Source organism: Streptomyces mutabilis, assembly GCF_046628145.1.
Lineage (GTDB): Bacteria > Actinomycetota > Actinomycetes > Streptomycetales > Streptomycetaceae > Streptomyces > Streptomyces mutabilis.
On record NZ_CP176874.1, the window covers coordinates 3,730,838 to 3,746,942 of the forward strand.

The 16,105-nt window shown below is 71.0% G+C and carries 12 protein-coding genes and 5 tRNA genes; 10 read left to right on the top strand and 7 right to left on the bottom strand.

Annotated features, from left to right (window positions below):
- Positions 1-23: 23 nt before the first annotated feature.
- Positions 24-359: a hypothetical protein gene (locus tag ACLIN4_RS16655; protein ID WP_411575957.1), complete on the bottom strand. Its 336-nt coding sequence runs from the start codon at positions 357-359 to the stop codon at positions 24-26.
- 200 nt (positions 360-559) lie between these two features.
- On the opposite strand from ACLIN4_RS16655, the gene ACLIN4_RS16660 reads away from it, so the two are divergent.
- The 3 genes from ACLIN4_RS16660 (at position 560) to ACLIN4_RS16670 (ending at position 2,970) form a co-directional block, all read left to right on the top strand.
- The gene (locus ACLIN4_RS16660) at positions 560-1,216 is read left to right on the top strand and encodes a trimeric intracellular cation channel family protein (protein ID WP_107477052.1); all 657 of its coding nucleotides are present in this window, start codon (positions 560-562) and stop codon (positions 1,214-1,216) included.
- A 21-nt stretch (positions 1,217-1,237) separates the two neighbouring features.
- Complete coding sequence (locus ACLIN4_RS16665; protein ID WP_411575958.1) at positions 1,238-1,954, top strand: peptidase dimerization domain-containing protein; 717 nt, start codon at positions 1,238-1,240, stop codon at positions 1,952-1,954.
- A gap of 62 nt (positions 1,955-2,016) precedes the next feature.
- Positions 2,017-2,970 carry a MerR family transcriptional regulator gene (locus ACLIN4_RS16670; protein WP_107477058.1) on the top strand — a complete coding sequence of 318 codons (954 nt, stop codon included), beginning with the start codon at positions 2,017-2,019 and terminating at the stop codon, positions 2,968-2,970.
- Between the two features lie 132 nt (positions 2,971-3,102).
- On the opposite strand, the gene ACLIN4_RS16675 is transcribed toward ACLIN4_RS16670, so the two are convergent.
- The 6 genes from ACLIN4_RS16675 to ACLIN4_RS16700 all read right to left on the bottom strand — a co-directional run bounded on the left by ACLIN4_RS16675 (position 3,103) and on the right by ACLIN4_RS16700 (position 8,947).
- A complete protein-coding gene (locus ACLIN4_RS16675; protein WP_289913198.1) occupies positions 3,103-3,474 on the bottom strand; it encodes a hypothetical protein in 372 nt (123 codons plus the stop codon).
- 88 nt (positions 3,475-3,562) lie between these two features.
- A tRNA-Lys gene (locus ACLIN4_RS16680) sits at positions 3,563-3,635 on the bottom strand.
- 118 nt (positions 3,636-3,753) lie between these two features.
- A complete protein-coding gene (locus ACLIN4_RS16685; RefSeq protein ID WP_289913200.1) occupies positions 3,754-5,289 on the bottom strand; it encodes an amino acid permease in 1,536 nt (511 codons plus the stop codon).
- A gap of 137 nt (positions 5,290-5,426) precedes the next feature.
- Positions 5,427-7,616, bottom strand: a complete 2,190-nt coding sequence (locus tag ACLIN4_RS16690; protein WP_289913202.1) for a DEAD/DEAH box helicase — start codon at positions 7,614-7,616, stop codon at positions 5,427-5,429.
- Between the two features lie 303 nt (positions 7,617-7,919).
- Positions 7,920-8,471: a hypothetical protein gene (locus tag ACLIN4_RS16695; protein WP_100046305.1), complete on the bottom strand. Its 552-nt coding sequence runs from the start codon at positions 8,469-8,471 to the stop codon at positions 7,920-7,922.
- A gap of 125 nt (positions 8,472-8,596) precedes the next feature.
- Entirely contained in the window at positions 8,597-8,947 is a 351-nt protein-coding gene (locus tag ACLIN4_RS16700; RefSeq protein WP_043383624.1) for a metallopeptidase family protein, read from the bottom strand.
- Positions 8,948-9,076: 129 nt separating this feature from the next.
- Between ACLIN4_RS16700 and ACLIN4_RS16705 the strand changes: the two genes are divergently transcribed.
- The 7 genes from ACLIN4_RS16705 to ACLIN4_RS16735 all read left to right on the top strand — a co-directional run bounded on the left by ACLIN4_RS16705 (position 9,077) and on the right by ACLIN4_RS16735 (position 15,688).
- Complete coding sequence (locus ACLIN4_RS16705) at positions 9,077-10,693, top strand: metallophosphoesterase family protein (protein ID WP_289913207.1); 1,617 nt, start codon at positions 9,077-9,079, stop codon at positions 10,691-10,693.
- 80 nt (positions 10,694-10,773) lie between these two features.
- Positions 10,774-10,846 (top strand) — tRNA-Glu (locus ACLIN4_RS16710).
- A 34-nt stretch (positions 10,847-10,880) separates the two neighbouring features.
- A tRNA-Asp gene (locus tag ACLIN4_RS16715) sits at positions 10,881-10,955 on the top strand.
- 24 nt (positions 10,956-10,979) lie between these two features.
- Positions 10,980-11,053: transfer RNA gene (locus ACLIN4_RS16720), tRNA-Phe, on the top strand.
- Positions 11,054-11,195: 142 nt separating this feature from the next.
- Positions 11,196-15,140 carry an ATP-dependent RNA helicase HrpA gene (gene hrpA, locus ACLIN4_RS16725; RefSeq protein ID WP_307652561.1) on the top strand — a complete coding sequence of 1,315 codons (3,945 nt, stop codon included), beginning with the start codon at positions 11,196-11,198 and terminating at the stop codon, positions 15,138-15,140.
- A gap of 105 nt (positions 15,141-15,245) precedes the next feature.
- Positions 15,246-15,320: transfer RNA gene (locus ACLIN4_RS16730), tRNA-Asp, on the top strand.
- 173 nt (positions 15,321-15,493) lie between these two features.
- On the top strand, positions 15,494-15,688 hold the full coding sequence (locus tag ACLIN4_RS16735) for a DUF6274 family protein (protein ID WP_107477048.1): 195 nt from the start codon (positions 15,494-15,496) through the stop codon (positions 15,686-15,688).
- Positions 15,689-16,105: the final 417 nt, after the last annotated feature.

Genomic DNA, 16,105 nt, shown 5'->3' on the forward strand with positions numbered 1-16,105 from the left:
CCGCAACGCGGTGAACGCCTCCATCACGCGGCCGCCTTCCGCGCGCCGACGACGTGCTGGTCGATGCCGAAGTCGGCGGCGGGCACGAGGGCGGGACGGCGGTGCCGCCGACGGTCCCGTTCGAGTTCCTGTGCGCGCTCGTGGGCGGCGAGGTAGGGGCGGACGAGGCGGGTGGTGGTGCCGTCGAGGGGGAGGTGACGGCAGTACGGGGAGTGGTGGAGGGGGAGGCGTGCGGGGGCGGGGGGGCGCTGGGTGAGGTGGGGCGCGCGGTGGCGCGGGGCGCCTGCGCGGTGGGTTCCGGTGCCGGGACCGAGGAGAAGGCCCAGCCAATGGGCGATGCGGTGGATAAGGTCGTACACGTCGACGCTCCTGTTGGTAAGCGTTGGCCACGCCCCGGGAGGTCTGGCCACCTCGCCGGGGTCTTCACGTGCCTGAAGCTACGTTGGACAGGTGAGCGATACAGAGCACTCCACACCCCTGGACCCGATGAGCGCGCGGCGTTCGTCGTGGAGCGACCGCCCTCCGGCTGACGCCCCCGGCGCGGGGTACCCGCCCCCGCATGAGCTCCGAACCCGGGCCGTTGCTCGCCCTGGATCTCACCGGCACGTTCGCGTTCGGGCTGAACGGGGCGCTGACGGCGGTGCGGGCCGCGCGGCTGGACGTGGTCGGTGTGGTCGTACTCGGGATGATCACCGCGCTGGGCGGCGGCTTCGTCCGCGACGTCCTCATCGACTCGCTGCCCCCCGCCACGCTCCTGGACTGGCGTTACTACACGCTCGCCGCCGCCGGTGGGCTGATCGCGTTCGCCCTCAGCCGGCACCTGCGCCGCCTGGAACCGGCGATCACCGTGCTCGACGCGGTCGGGCTCAGCACCTTCGCGGTCATCGGCGCGAGCAAGGCGCTGGACGCCGGGCTGGGCGTCGCGCCCGCGATGCTGCTGGGGGTGGTCACCGCGGTGGGCGGGGGGACGATCCGCGACACGCTCGTCCGACAGGTCCCGACGGTGCTCCGCAGTGACCTGTACGCCATCCCCGCGCTGGTGGGCGCGGCGCTCACCGTCGCCGCCATCGAGGCGGGCCTCTACGGCCTCCCGGCCGCGCTGGCAGCGGCCACCGTCTGCTTCCTGATCCGCGTGCTCGGCCTCCGCCTCCGCCTCAACGCGCCCGAACCACCCGAGACCCGTTCGTCCGGTGGCCGAAAACGGGGCCGTGAGTAGTCTCGAAAGCATGGAGCTGCGATGACCGACCCCGCCCGGACCGTCCTGGCAGGCCTGGACGACATCCGTTCCGACCTGGAGGACCTCTACCGGGACCTGCACCGGCATCCCGAACTCGGCCTGCGGGAGCACCGTACGGCGAAGACGGCGGCGGACGCCCTGCGGGAGTCCATCGTCTCCCGCGAGCTGGCGGCCACCACCCCCGCCGTCGTCACGGTGGGCAGCGTCCACGCCGGCAGCAGCCCCAACGTCATCCCCGACCGGGCCGTCATCGAGCTCAACGTCCGCACCTACGACGACGTCACCCGCGCCCGGGTCCTGGACGCCATCGAACGGATCGTCAAGGCCGAGTGCGAGGCGTCCCGCACGCCCGAGGCCCCCGAGATCGAGCGGCTCTCGTCCTTCCCGCCCACCGTCAACGACGAGGAGCCGACCCGGCGCGTCGCCGACGCCTTCGCCGCGTACTTCGGCGACGACGCCCACACCGTCGAACGGCAGACCGCCAGCGAGGACATGAGCGAGATCCCCCGGGCGTTCGGGGTGCCGTTCACGTACTGGATGATCGGCGGCACCGACCCCGAGCGCTACGCCGAGGCCGCGAAGAAGGGGACCGTCGCCCAGGACATCCCGGTCAACCACAGCGCCACCTTCGCCCCCGTCGTCCAGCCGACCCTGGACACCGGCGTCAGCGCGGTGACGGTGGCCGCGCTGGCCTGGCTCGGCGACCGGGCCGCGTAGGAACCCGCGAAAGTCTCGTACCGCTTGACTCTCCAGCGGCCGGAGACCGGAGGGTGGGCGTCATGAACGGCGTGACGCCCCTGCACTCGATCGGTGAACTGTCGGCCCGTACCGGCGTTCCGGTACGGACGATCCGGTTCTACTCGGACACCGGACTACTGCCGCCCACGGACCGCACTCCGGCCGGCTACCGCCGCTACGGCGACGCGGCGATCGGCCGGCTCCACCTCATCTGCGCCCTACGGGAGCTGGACGTCGATCTCGCCACGGTCCGCCGCGTCCTGGAGGGCGACCTCTCCGTCGCCGAGGTCGCCGCCGCGCACGCCGACGCCACCGCCCTCCGAATCCGCGCGCTGCGGCTGCGGCACAGCATGCTGCGGCTCGTTGCCCGGCGCGGTTCGAGTACCGAGGAGACCGTTCTGATGCACCGCCTCACCCGCCTCACCGCCGACGAACGACGGCGCATGGTGGCCGACTTCGTCGCCGGCCTCGACGCCGCCACCCCCCACTCCCGCAGCGCTGTCACCGCCCTGCGCACCGCCCTGCCGGAACTCCCCGATGAACCGTCCGACGCCCAGCTCGCCGCGTGGGTGGAGATCGCCGAACTCATCGCCGACGACGGCTTCCGCACGCGCATGGCGCAAGCGGCACTCCCGCCCGCCGACGAGGACGCCCTGCCGGGTGTGGCCCCCGAGGCCGCGGCGGAACTCATCCCGTTCGTCAGGCGGACCGTCGCGGCGGCGAGAGCGGCGGGCGTCGACGCGGAGGGTGACGACGCGGTCCCGGTCGTCGACGCCGTCGTGGAGCGCTTCGCCGCCGTACTCGGCCGCCACGACGGCCCGGATCTGCGGGAGTGGATGGCCGGGCAGTTCGAGGCGGGACACGACCCGGTCGTCGAGCGGTACTGGCGCCTGGTCTGGACCGTCAACGACTGGCAGGTGGTCCCCGGGCACCTGCCCTTCCAGCCCTGGGTGGTCCAGGCCCTTCGCCGGCCCCGGCCGGCAGCTCACGGGTAGGGCCCCGCGGCCCGGCGGTCCCGCGGTCAGCCCCAGTCGCCGTTGACCCACGAGAGGAGGCGGGCGCGCTCCGGCGTACAGAGTGGTGACGAGACTCAGGCGGCGCAAGGTTGTCCAGGCGGGCATCCCGCTCTACCTCCAGTCACCCTCGGACCACGCTTCGAGGCGAGGACGTTCGCTCGTGTCGTTCGTGCAGACGACGGCGTAGGCGGTGAGCGTCTCGGACATGCCGGTGCCGGCGTCATCGAGCGAGTCGTGGGTCCGGTACGCCGACGGCGCGGGGGTGGGGAGGGAGGTGGGGCTGGATACGGGCGGTGTGAACGTGGGGGACTGTTCGGTTCCGTACCGCTCGACCGCCCGGTCGACGGCGGCCCGGTCGACGCGGCAATCCGAGGACACGGGCTGACCCAGGTACCAGCCCGCGACGAACACGCCGTAAATCGCGGCGGCGGCCCCGAGGCGGCGTGGGGTGACCCGGCGCCCGTCAGGCGGTGTTGTGCTCATGCCGAGGGACCCTAACCGCCGACGTGGACCCACTGACGAGAATCGGTCAGCGCCCGGGCCGGCCGAAGCCGACCCGAGCGCCGTTCGGTAGGCCCTGTGGGACTCGAACCCACAACCAATGGATTAAAAGTCCACTGCTCTGCCAATTGAGCTAAGGGCCCAGGGGTGTCGCGCGGTGTTGCGTGATGTTGCCACACCGAGCATAGCCCGACGCGGCCGGGACGCCGATCGGGTATCCGGGTCACGGCCGCGTCGGTGGGCTTCGTGGGGCCGGCGGGGCTAGGGGTCAATCGGCTCGGGGGCGTTCGCGCGGGCCGCCGCGCGGGCCCTGGTGCGTTCGTGGTCGGGGTTGAGGAACCAGTGCCTGGCCGACGCCAGCCACCAGGTCGCGGCGAAGCCGAGGACGACGAGGACGGCGACCGGCGCGTAGTTGAAGGTCTCCCAGGTGACCGGGGAGACCTGCGGCAGCATGAACAGGACCGTGATGACGCAGACCCACGCCACCGCGATCACGCCCACCGCCTGTGACCAGCGGCCCAGGTGCCACGGCCCCCGCTCGAAGGCGGCGCCCTTGCGCACCCGCAGCAGGGTCGGGATGACGTAGGCGATGTAGAGGCCGATGACGGCGATCGACGTCACCGCCGCGTACGCCGTGACGTTGATCAGGTAGGGCAGGCCGAGGACCAGCGCGCCCAGGGCCGCGAGCCAGACCGCGGCGACCGGTGTGCGGGTGCGCGGGTTGACCGTGTGCCAGACGTGGGAGAAGGGGAGCGCGCCGTCGCGTGAGAAGGCGTAGATCATGCGGCTGTTGGCCGTCACCGACGCCATCCCGCAGAACAGCTGCGCGCCGATGACGACGAGGAGGAGCAGCTTGCCGGCGGTGGCGCCGAGCGCGTCGAGCAGGATCTGCGCGGGCGGCGCGCCGGTCGGGGAGGTGAGGGCGCCCTCGTAGGACTGGATGGCGAAGGTGAAACCGAGGAGGAGGACGAAGCCGGCGATCCACGAGGTCCAGATGGAGCGGACGATGCCCTTCGGGCCGGCTGTGGAGGCGTCGCGGGTCTCCTCGGTCATGTGGGCGGAGGCGTCGTAGCCGGTGAAGGTGTACTGGGCCATCAGGAGACCGATGAGGACCACGTAGACGCCGCTGCCCCAGCCCGTGTTGTTGACGAACTCCCCGAAGACGAAGGACGCCGACCGGTGATGGTCCGGCGCGAAGGTCAGCGCGCCGACGATGAGCGCGACGCCGACGACGTGCCACCAGACGCTGATGCTGTTGAGGAGGCCGACGATGCGGACGCCGAAGGTGTTCAGCAGGCCGTGGAGGACGAGGATGGCCGCGAAGAGGAGGATCGTGCGGCCGGGGGTGACCTCGAAGCCGAACTGGAGGTTCAGGTAGGCGCCCAGGAAGGACGCGGCGCCGAAGTCGATGCCGGCGGTCACCGCGACCTGGCCCAGCACGTTGAACCAGCCCGTGAACCACGCCCAGGCGGCGGCGGTACGGGGCGGCGCGAGGCGGTGCGCCCAGAAGTACAGGCCCGCCGAGGTCGGGTACGCGGAGCAGATCTCGGCCATCGCCAGGCCGACGAAGAGGGTCATCAGGCCTACGGCGACCCAGCCCCAGGTGATGACGGCGGGGCCGCCCGTGTTCATGCCGAACAGGTAGAGGGTCAGGCAGCCGGAGAGGACCGAGATGATGGTGAAGGAGACCGCGTAGTTGGAGAACGCCGACATGCGGCGGGCCAGAACCTGGGTGTAGCCGAGCTGGGCCAGCCGTTCCTCGTCCGAGAGCCCGCTCGCCTTGGCGTCATCTGTCATGCCCCCAGCAATTCCCCTGCGGGAGACGTGACATGCGTCACTCGGTGGCCGAAAACAGGTCCGAGGAAGCGGAACGCGAAGCGCCGTGGCCTCCACCCGGTGAGGGCGGAGGCCACGGCGCTCGGTACTACTCGGCGTCAGCCGTTGCGCTTCCAGCGCGGCTTGTCGTCACGACGGCCGAAGGAGGAGCCGCGGTGGTCGTCACGACGGCCGGACGGGCGGTCGTGTCCGCCGGCGCGGAAGCCGGGGCGGTCGCCCTGGCGGTCGCGGTTGAACGGACGGTCGCTGCCGCGGTGGCCGCCGCGGTCGTCACGACGGTCGAAGGAACGGCCGCCACGGTCGTCGCGGCGGAAGCCGCCACGGTCGCCCCGGTCGTCGCGGCGGTCGAACGAACGCCCGCCACGGTCGTCACGACGGTCATCCCGACGGAAGCCACCACGGTCACCGCGGTCGTCACGACGGTCGAACGAACGCCCGCCACGGTCGTCACGACGGTCATCCCGACGGAAGCCACCACGGTCACCGCGGTCGTCACGACGGTCGAACGAACGGCCACCACGGTCGTCACGACGGTCATCCCGACGGAAGCCACCACGGTCACCGCGGTCGTCACGACGGTCGAACGAACGCCCGCCACGGTCGTCACGACGGTCATCCCGACGGAAGCCACCACGGTCGCCCCGGTCGTCACGACGGTCGTCGCGGCGGAAGCCGCCACGGTCGCCCCGGTCGTCACGACGGTCGAAGGAACGGTCGCGGTCGGCGAAACGGTCCCGGCCGCTGCCGCCGCGCTCGGTCTTCTCCACGTCCCGCGCACCCGGCTGCTCGGGCACCACGACCTCGGCCTCCGCCTCGGACGCGGCGGCGGCCACCTCGGCCAGCACCGCCTCGGGGTCCTCGCCCCGCTCGCGCGCGACCCTGGCGACCAGCCGGTCCGCTTCCTCGCGCAGTTCGGTGGCCCGCCGCTGGGCCCGCTCCAGCTCCTTGGCGAGCTGGGCGACCTCGCGCTCGGCCTGCTGCGCCGCGTTGCCCGCCGACTCGGCCTGGACCTCGGTCATCGACCGGGCGCCGGTGATCTCGGCGACCTCGGGGTCGAAGGCCGCGCCGCCCTGGATGATGTGGCGCGTGGCATCGACGCCCGCGTCCTCCATCAGCCGGAAGATCTGGCGGCGCTGGTGCGGCAGGGAGAGGGAGACGACGGTGCCGGTGCGGCCCGCGCGCGCCGTACGGCCGGCGCGGTGCAGGTAGTCCTTGTGGTCGCCGGCCGGGTCCACGTTCAGGACCAGGTCGATGCCGTCGACGTGGATGCCGCGCGCGGCGACGTCGGTGGCGACCAGGACGTTGACGTAGCCGTCCTTGAAGTCGGCCAGCGTGCGGGTGCGCGCGCCCTGGGTCATGCCGCCGTGCAGGGCGTCCGCCTTGGCGCCGGCGTCCCGCAGCTGCTCGGCGACGCGGTCGGCGCCCAGCTGGGTGCGGACGAAGATGATGGTGCGGCCCTTGCGGGAGGCGATGGCCGCGGTGACCGGCGCCTTGTCCTTGGGCTTCACGACCAGGATGTGGTGCGACATGGTCGTCACCGCGCCCTGGGCCGCGTCGACCTCGTGGAGGGCCGGGTCCTTCAGGTAGCGGTCGACGAGGGTCTTGATCTCGTTCTCCATGGTGGCGGAGAAGAGCATCCGCTGGCCGCCCGCCGGGACCTGGTCGAGCAGCTCGGTGACCTCGGGCAGGAACCCCAGGTCGGACATCTGGTCGGCCTCGTCGAGGACGGCGATCTGCACGTTCTCCAGGGAGCAGGCGCCGCGGTTGATGATGTCGCGCAGCCGGCCCGGGGTGGCGACGAGCACGTCGACGCCGCGCTCCAGGGCGTAGATCTGGTTGCCCATGGAGGTGCCGCCGCAGACGACCTTCATCTTCAGCCCGAGGACGTCCCCGTACGGCTGGAGCGCGTCCGCGACCTGCATGGCCAGCTCACGGGTGGGCGTCAGGATGACGGCGCGGGGCTTGTGCTTCTCGGTGCGGCCGCCGGCCAGCGTGGCCAGGGTCGGCAGACCGAAGGAGAGGGTCTTGCCGGAGCCGGTGCGGCCCCGGCCGAGGATGTCCTTGCCGGCCAGGGCGTCCGGGATGGTCGCGGCCTGGATCGGGAAGGGGGTGGTCACGCCGTTCTGCGCGAGCTTGCGCACGACGCCCTCGGGCAGGCCCAGGTCGGCGAAGGTGACCTCGGGAGCGGCCTCGACGGCCTCGTTCCCGGGGTTCTCGACGGCCTCGGGGGCCTCGGGGATGTCGGCGTTCTCGGGCACGACGACGTGATCAGTACTGGTCATGGACATGCGAATGCGAAACCTTCCGGAGTCTCTCGTCGGCACGCGCCCGTCAACTCCGTGAATCGCGATTCGCAATACGACCGCCTCGATGCGGTCCACCACGGCAAAGGAGAGTACGCGCCACACGGCGCGCTCTGTTGTGGCGCCGGGCAAATGGGATCAAACGATCTACCACCATACGCACCCCATACCCCCAAAGGCAAACCGAGCGACGGGCGACCCACACATGCCCAGCTCAGCGCGGCTTTCGGTGCTCGCCGCCACCCGCGCGTCACCGCTCGCCGCCACCCGTCCGCCCCACCCGGTCCGCTACGCCGGAGCCCCGGCCGTCGGCGCCGGCTCACGCTGCGCCAGCTGCGTCCCCGGCGGCTCGTGCGCCGACGAGGACGGCTCCGCCGTCGTCGGCTCCGGCGACGGCGAGGCGGGCGGTTCCTCGGTCGGCGTCGGCTCCGGCTCGGCCGTCCGCGTCGGCTCCGGGGGCGGCGTCCGGGTCGGCGCGGGCTCGTCGTCCCCGCCCTTCACCGGCGGCGGCGTCGCACGCGCGGGCGGCTCGGCCGAGGGGGTCCCGCCCTTCCCCTTCCCGCCCTCGCCGTGCTCCTCGCCGTCGTCCTCGCCCTTGCCCTTGCCCTTCTTCCCCTTGCCGCGCCCGCGCGCCTCGTCGGCCGCCGCCGCTCCGTACCCGACGTTGCCGCTCGACACGGCGGGCCCGCCGTCCGGCGCCGCACCGCCCTGTTCCCCGGCGGAGTGCGACGGCCTGGCGCCCCCGCCGGACGCGTCGTCGCCGACGCTCATGCAGCCGGCGGCAGCGGCGACGGCCACGGCGGTGGCGGCCAGACGGACGGGTACGTACAAGGGGCGCACGGGCGGCCACCTCCGGGGGTCAGGAGTCGCCGTGCCCAACTCCCTTCACCCACAAGAGGACACGCGCCGCGCACCGCGGACCTTGACCCGAGCGCGTCAGCGGTACCCGAGCCCGGCGACGGCGCTCACCCGTACCCGAGGGCGTGCAACCGCGCGTCGTCGATGCCGAAGTGGTGCGCGATCTCGTGCACCACCGTCACCTCGGTCTCCGCGACCACGTCCTCGCGCGTCTCGCAGAACCGCAGCGTCGGCCCCCGGTAGATGGTGATCCGGTCCGGCAGCACACCCGCGTACCACTCCCCGCGCTCCGTCAGCGGCGTCCCTTCGTACAGCCCGAGCAGCTCGGGATCGTCGGCCGGCGGCTCGTCCTCGACGAACACCGCGACGTTGTCCATCAGTCGCGTCAGCTCCGGCGGAATCCGGTCCAGGGCCTCGGCGACCAGTTCCTCGAACTCCTCGCGCGTCATCTCCAGCACAGGGCCCATTGTCGGGTACGACCGTGGGGTACGACACAGACCGCTCCGAAGTCACCCGCACTCACCGCCCCCGGGCAGCGGGAGGCCGCCGCCCGCATACCCGCCCCGGACCTTGGGCATACGGGACCAATGGCCCGCGTCCCCGCCGCCGCCCTGCACGCCCTGGCCGAGGTGATGAACCCCATCCGCAACGCGCCGCGCGCCCTCATCCACCGCCACCGCACCCGCCGGACGTCCACGACCGTCGAACTCGCCTCCCGGCGACGCCCCTGGACCCGCGCCGTCGGCCTCGTCGCCGTCGTCCTGCTCGGGGCCTGGCTCGGCCTGCTGATCGTGGGCGACGTCCGCGTGCCCGTCGGCCCCATGAACACCACGATGACCCTGCGTCCGTCCGTCAGCGGCGGCACGAAGATCAACGTCTCCCCGCTGGGCGCCCTCCAGCTCGACAGCCACGTCGCCCCCGTCCGCCTCGACGTCAACGTCGACCAGCTCGACCCCGACCGCGCCCAGGCCCTGGTCGACCACCCCGAGCGCCTCTCCGGCCTCCAGGACGAGGTCGCCCAGGACGTCGAACGCGGCACCCTCGACCTGGCCGTCCGCTCCTGCGTCGCCGTCGTCACCGGCGCCACCGCCCTCGGCCTCGCCGTCTACCGCCGCCCCCGGCGCGCACTGGCCGCCGGCGGACTCGCCCTCACTCTCCTGGTCGCATCCGGCGGCACCGCCTACGCCACCTGGAACCCGGACTCCGTCCTGGAACCCCGATTCTCCGGGCTGCTCTCCTCCGCGCCCTCCCTGGTCGGCGACGCACGCAGCATCGTCACCGAGTTCGACGTCTACCAGAAGGAACTGGCCCGCCTGGTCACGAACGTGACCAAGCTCTACGACGTCACCTCCACGCTCCCCGCCTACCAGCCCGACCCGACCACGATCCGCGTCCTGCACGTGTCCGACATCCACCTGAACCCGGCGAGCTGGAAGATCATCGCCTCACTGGTGGAGCAGTACAAGGTGAACGTGATCGTCGACTCCGGCGACACCATGGACCACGGCACGGCCGCGGAGAACGGCTTCCTGGACCCCATCGAGGACCTCGACGCCCCCTACGTCTGGGTCCGCGGCAACCACGACTCCCGCGTCACCCAGAAGTACCTCGAGGGCCTGAAGAACGTGCACGTCCTGGACGACGGCCGCGCCCGGACCGTCGCGGGCCTGCGCTTCGCCGGCATCGGCGACCCGCAGTACACCCCCGACCGCTCCGAGCCGGACGGCGCCGAGGCCTCCCAGGAACTGGCCGGCGCCCGACTCGCCTCCGCCCTGCGCGACCAGCGCGCGGCCGGCACCCCCGTCGACGTCGCCATCACCCACGAGCCGTCGGCCGCCCGCGAGGTCGACGGCGAGGTGCCGCTGGTCCTCGCCGGCCACCTCCACCGCGAGGACATGGAGGTCATGAAGTACGGCACCCGGCTGCGCATCGAGGGGTCCACCGGCGGCAGCGGCCTGCGCGCGGTCGAGGGCGAGTACCCCGACCCGATCCAGGCGTCGATCCTCTACTTCGACCGCGACAGCCGGCGCCTCCAGGCCTGGGACGAGATCAAGCTCGGCGGCCTGGGGCTGACTACGGCCGAGGTCAGCCGCCACCTCCCCAAGGAGAACCAGCCCGGCGCGACCCCGTCGCCGACCGGAACCGGGCCCTCGCCCACCGGGAGGACCCGCACGCCCGCGGCCCCTTCCCCGGCCTCTCCGTAAACCGTTTTGGCGATAGCTCCCGCCATCCCATATGCTTCTCACGTCCCCGACGCGCTGCGAAGCGCCCAGGCGGGCCGATAGCCCTCATCGTCTAGCGGCCTAGGACGCCGCCCTTTCAAGGCGGTAGCACGGGTTCGAATCCCGTTGGGGGCACGCAGTACATGTGCGACACTGTCGTACGAAGCTTGGTCCTGTGGAGCAGTTTGGAGTGCTCGCCACCCTGTCAAGGTGGAGGCCGCGGGTTCAAATCCCGTCAGGACCGCTGAGGTTTCACGTGAAACCTCGCGGCTGGGTAGCTCAGTTGGTACGAGCGATCGCCTGAAAAGCGATAGGTCGCCGGTTCGACCCCGGCCCCAGCCACAGCAAAGGCCCCGATCTTCGGATCGGGGCCTTGTTGTGTCCGGCCCGTCCGGCCCGCCCCACCCGTCCGGTCCTGCCGCCCGTGTCCGGCGGACAAAAGCGTTCGCCAGGTTTTTCCGTCGGATGAGATCCTGGAAGCCGTATGTCTACGCATCCCGCCCCCACTCTCGGCACTCTCGCCCCTCGGCTGACCGAGCTGTCGCTGCGCGACGCGCATCGGCTCGGTCGGAGGCTGGAGGGTGCGCGGAAGATCCGTAAGCCGGAGGCCCGGGCCGCCGTTCTCGCCGAGATCGAGGCGGAGGTGGCCAAGGCCGAGCAGCGCATCGGTGAGCGCCGGGCGCGCGTGCCCGCCGTCACCTATCCCGAGCAGCTGCCCGTCAGCCAGAAGAAGGACGAGATCGCGGCCGCCATCCGTGATCACCAGGTCGTCATCGTCGCCGGTGAGACCGGGTCCGGGAAGACCACGCAGATCCCGAAGATCTGCGTGGAGCTCGGACGCGGCGTGCGCGGCATGATCGGGCACACCCAGCCCCGGCGGATCGCCGCCCGCACCGTCGCCGAGCGGGTGGCGGACGAGCTGGACACCCCGCTCGGTGAGGCCGTCGGCTGGAAGGTGCGGTTCACCGACCAGGTGAACCCGGACGCCACGTTCATCAAGCTGATGACGGACGGCATCCTGCTCGCCGAGATCCAGACCGACCGCGAGCTGCGCGCCTACGACACGATCATCATCGACGAGGCGCACGAGCGGTCCCTCAACATCGACTTCCTGCTCGGATACCTGGCGCAGCTCCTGCCGAAGCGCCCGGACCTCAAGGTCGTCATCACCTCGGCGACCATCGACCCCGAGCGCTTCTCCCGGCACTTCGGCGACGCCCCGATCATCGAGGTCAGCGGGCGGACGTATCCCGTGGAGGTGCGGTACCGGCCGCTTCTGGAGGAGGACGGTGACGACGCCGACCGGGACCAGATCACCGCGATCACCGACGCCGTCGAGGAGCTGATGGCCGAGGGGAAGGGCGACATCCTCGTCTTCCTCTCCGGTGAGCGGGAGATCCGGGACACCGCGGACGCGCTGGAGAAGAAGAAGTACAGATTCACCGAGGTGCTGCCGCTGTACGCGCGGCTCTCGCACGCCGAGCAGCACCGCGTCTTCCAGCAGCACACCGGGCGCAGGATCGTTCTGGCGACCAACGTCGCCGAGACCTCGCTGACCGTGCCGGGCATCAAGTACGTCATCGACCCCGGATTCGCCCGGATCTCCCGGTACAGCCACCGCACCAAGGTGCAGCGGCTGCCGATCGAGCCGATCTCCCAGGCCAGCGCCAACCAGCGCAAGGGCCGCTGCGGGCGTACCAGCGACGGCATCTGCATCCGGCTGTACTCCGAGGAGGACTTCGAGGCACGGCCGGAGTTCACGGACGCCGAGATCCTCCGGACCAACCTGGCCTCCGTCATCCTCCAGATGACCGCGGCCGGCCTCGGCGACATCGAGAAGTTCCCCTTCATCGACCCGCCGGACCACCGCAACATCCGCGACGGTGTGCAGCTCCTCCAGGAGCTGGGGGCACTCGACCCCGCGCAGAAGGACGTACGCAAGCGGCTCACGGAGACCGGGCGCAAGCTGGCGCAGCTGCCCGTGGACCCGCGGCTGGCCCGGATGGTGCTGGAGGCCGACAAGAACGGCTGCGTCCGGGAGGTCATGGTCATAGCGGCGGCGCTGTCCATCCAGGACCCGCGGGAGCGGCCGGCCGAGAAGCAGGCGCAGGCGGACCAGCAGCACGCCCGCTTCAAGGACGAGACCAGCGACTTCCTCGCGTTCCTCAACCTGTGGCGGTACGTGCGCGAGCAGCAGAAGGAACGCGGCTCGTCGTCCTTCCGCCGGATGTGCAAGCAGGAGTACCTCAACTTCCTGCGCATCCGCGAGTGGCAGGACATCTACACGCAGCTGCGCACGGTCGCCAAGCAGATGGGCATCCACCTCAACGACCAGGACGCGCCCGAGGATCGCGTCCATGTGTCGCTGCTGGCGGGCCTGCTCTCCCACGTCGGCATGAAGGACGTTAAGGAGGGCGCGAAGAACGAGTACCTGGGCGCGCGGAACGCCAAGTTCGCGATCTTCCCGGGTTCGGCGCTCTTCAAGAAGCCACCGCGGTTCGTGATGTCCGCCGAGCTGGTGGAGACCTCCCGGCTCTGGGCCCGCGTCAACGCGAAGATCGAACCGGAGTGGGTCGAGCCGCTCGCCGGCCACCTGCTCAAGCGCACCTACAGCGAGCCGCACTGGGAGAAGGACCAGGCTGCGGTGATGGCGTACGAGAGGGTCACGCTGTACGGCGTGCCCATCGTGGCGCAGCGCAAGGTGAACTACGGGCGGATCGATCCGGAGGTCAGCCGCGAGCTGTTCATCCGCAACGCGCTGGTCGAGGGCGACTGGCGCACGCACCACAAGTTCTTCGCGGACAACCGCAAGCTGCTGACCGAGGTCGAGGAGCTGGAGCACCGCGCCCGGCGCCGGGACATCCTGGTCGACGACGAGACGCTGTACGACTTCTACGACCAGCGGGTGCCCGAACACGTGGTCTCGGGCGCGCACTTCGACTCGTGGTGGAAGCACAAGCGGCACGAGCAGCCCGACTTCCTCGACTTCGAGCGCGAGATGCTCATCAACGAGAAGGCGGGCGCGGTCACCAAGGACGACTATCCGGACTCCTGGCGCCAGGGGCAGCTGAAGTTCCGGGTGACGTACCAGTTCGAGCCGGGCGCGGACGCGGACGGCGTGACCGTCCACATTCCGCTCCAGGTGCTCAACCAGGTCACCGACGAGGGCTTCGACTGGCAGATCCCGGGTCTCAGGGAGCAGGTGGTCACGGAGCTGATCCGGTCGCTTCCCAAGCCGATCCGCCGCAACTACGTGCCGGCCCCGAACTACGCGCAGAAGTTCCTGGAGCGGGCGGTACCGCTCCAGGAGCCGCTGACCGTGACCATGGCGCGGGAGCTGAAGCGCATGGTGGGGGTGCCCTTCGACGCGGAGGACTTCGACTGGTCGAAGGTCCCGGACCACCTGAAGATCACTTTCCGGATCGTCGACGAGCGGCGGCGCAAGCTGGCCGAGGACAAGGATCTGGAAGCGCTGAAGCTCCGGTTGAAGCCGAGGGCGCGCAAGGCGCTGTCGCAGGCCGCGGCGGCCACCGCCGAGCGCAGCGGCGGCGAGTCGCTGGAGCGCTCCGGGCTGACGGACTGGACGATCGGCACGCTGTCCCGGGTCTTCGAGACCCGCCGGGCGGGCCAGCCGGTGAAGGCGTACCCGGCGCTGGTCGACGACGGCGACACGGTGTCCGTACGGCTCTTCGACACCGAGGCCGAGCAGGCGCAGGCGATGTGGAAGGGCACGCGCCGGCTGATCCTGCGCAACATCCCGGTCAATCCGGCGAAGTTCGCGTCCGAGAAGCTCACCAACCAGCAGAAGCTGAACCTGTCCGCGAATCCGCACGGTTCGATCCAGGCGCTGTTCGACGACTGCGCGATGGCGGCGGCGGACAAGCTGATCGCCGACTTCGGCGGACCGGCCTGGGACGAGGAGTCGTACCGGAAGCTCTACGACAAGGTCCGGGCGGAGATCGTCGACACGACCGTCCGTACGGTGGGGCAGGTGCAGCAGGTGCTGGCGGCCTGGCAGGCCTGCGAGCGCCGTCTGAAGGCCGTGCGGAGCCCCGCGCTGCTGGCGAACCTCCAGGACGTGCGGGGGCAGCTGGACGCGCTGGTGAAACCCGGCTTCGTCACGGAGGCGGGGATCAGGCGGCTGCCGGACCTGATGCGCTACCTGGTCGCCGCCGACCGGCGGTTGCAGCAGATGCCGACGGGCGCCCAGCGGGACACGTCCCGCATGGAGAAGATCCACGAGATGCGCGACGAGTACGCGTGGCTGCTGGAGCAGATGCCGCGGGGCCGGCCGGTTCCGCAGCAGGTCCTGGACGTGCGCTGGATGATCGAGGAGCTGCGGGTCAGCTATTTCGCGCACGCGCTGGGCACGGCGTACCCCGTCTCCGACAAGCGGATCGTGAAGGCGATCGACGCGCTCGCGCCGTAGCGGAATCCGTGACTAGACGTGCACGGAGGGTGAGTTCGACCGGGGGCCCACCCTCCTGTAGAGTCTCTTCTCGCAGCGCAACGCAAGAAAAAGCGCGGCAAACCTGGTCCTGTGGAGCAGTTTGGAGTGCTCGCCACCCTGTCAAGGTGGAGGCCGCGGGTTCAAATCCCGTCAGGACCGCAGCAGAAGAGGCCCGCACCGATTGGTGCGGGCCTCTTCGCGTGCTCCCTCTGCGAGTTCCGCCCCCTGCCCCCCAGAAAGCCCTCGGTGCCCCTCTCCCGGCCTTGACGGCGTCACATTCGCTCGGTACTCCAAAGACAGGGAACGTCCCTGTACGGCCCCGGAGGTGGCGTATGGCGGCATCGGTCAGGCACGAGACGCGGGCCCTGCTCCGCGCGCACCTGTCGGCCGCGTCGTCCTACCGCCATCTGACGCGCCACTGTCCGATCTGCCACCGGCTGCTGCGACTGGCGCTGGACTCGCCCGCGCCGCAGTCCCCGACGGACCGTCAAGAGGGCGTCGAGAGCGAGACCGCGTCCCCCGCGTGAGGTCCGCCGGCCCCAACGCCCTTGGCGCCAGGGCCTCCTGGAACGCGGGCTTCCAATAGCGCACCCGCGCCGCGGCCAACAAGCACCGAGACCTGTGACGGGTGTCACCGCATGAGTTTTTGAAACGGTGGCACTTACGGCTCCCCTACAACTGGTCAATTTAATATGTGCAATTGCACCGGCTTCCCCAGTGGCCCCCCAGCCTCCGCGCAGCCGTTCCGACACCCCTCCCCAGAGTCCGACAAGGCCGCTCACAGAAGGCCTGACAGGACCCCTCACCAGGCACAGGACCGCACACAAAAAGATCGCGCTGGACCCGGCGGAGTCCAGCGCGATCCACGACGCACCCCTGTTGGGGCAGGAACGGCGCCGTGTGGAGCTGTGGTTCCGAGCGTCTGGGCGGGTTGGGGGACCTGC

What these genes read in the sequence shown, in the direction of transcription:
- ACLIN4_RS16660 (WP_107477052.1), top strand. Translation starts at nt 560, where the DNA reads ATGAGCTCCGAACCCGGGCCGTTGCTCGCCCTGGATCTCACCGGCACG.
- ACLIN4_RS16665 (WP_411575958.1), top strand. Translation starts at nt 1,238, where the DNA reads ATGACCGACCCCGCCCGGACCGTCCTGGCAGGCCTGGACGACATCCGT.
- ACLIN4_RS16670 (WP_107477058.1), top strand. Translation starts at nt 2,017, where the DNA reads ATGAACGGCGTGACGCCCCTGCACTCGATCGGTGAACTGTCGGCCCGT.
- ACLIN4_RS16675 (WP_289913198.1), bottom strand. Translation starts at nt 3,474, where the DNA reads ATGAGCACAACACCGCCTGACGGGCGCCGGGTCACCCCACGCCGCCTC.
- ACLIN4_RS16685 (WP_289913200.1), bottom strand. Translation starts at nt 5,289, where the DNA reads ATGACAGATGACGCCAAGGCGAGCGGGCTCTCGGACGAGGAACGGCTG.
- ACLIN4_RS16690 (WP_289913202.1), bottom strand. Translation starts at nt 7,616, where the DNA reads ATGTCCATGACCAGTACTGATCACGTCGTCGTGCCCGAGAACGCCGAC.
- ACLIN4_RS16705 (WP_289913207.1), top strand. Translation starts at nt 9,077, where the DNA reads ATGGCCCGCGTCCCCGCCGCCGCCCTGCACGCCCTGGCCGAGGTGATG.
- hrpA (WP_307652561.1), top strand. Translation starts at nt 11,196, where the DNA reads ATGTCTACGCATCCCGCCCCCACTCTCGGCACTCTCGCCCCTCGGCTG.
- ACLIN4_RS16735 (WP_107477048.1), top strand. Translation starts at nt 15,494, where the DNA reads ATGGCGGCATCGGTCAGGCACGAGACGCGGGCCCTGCTCCGCGCGCAC.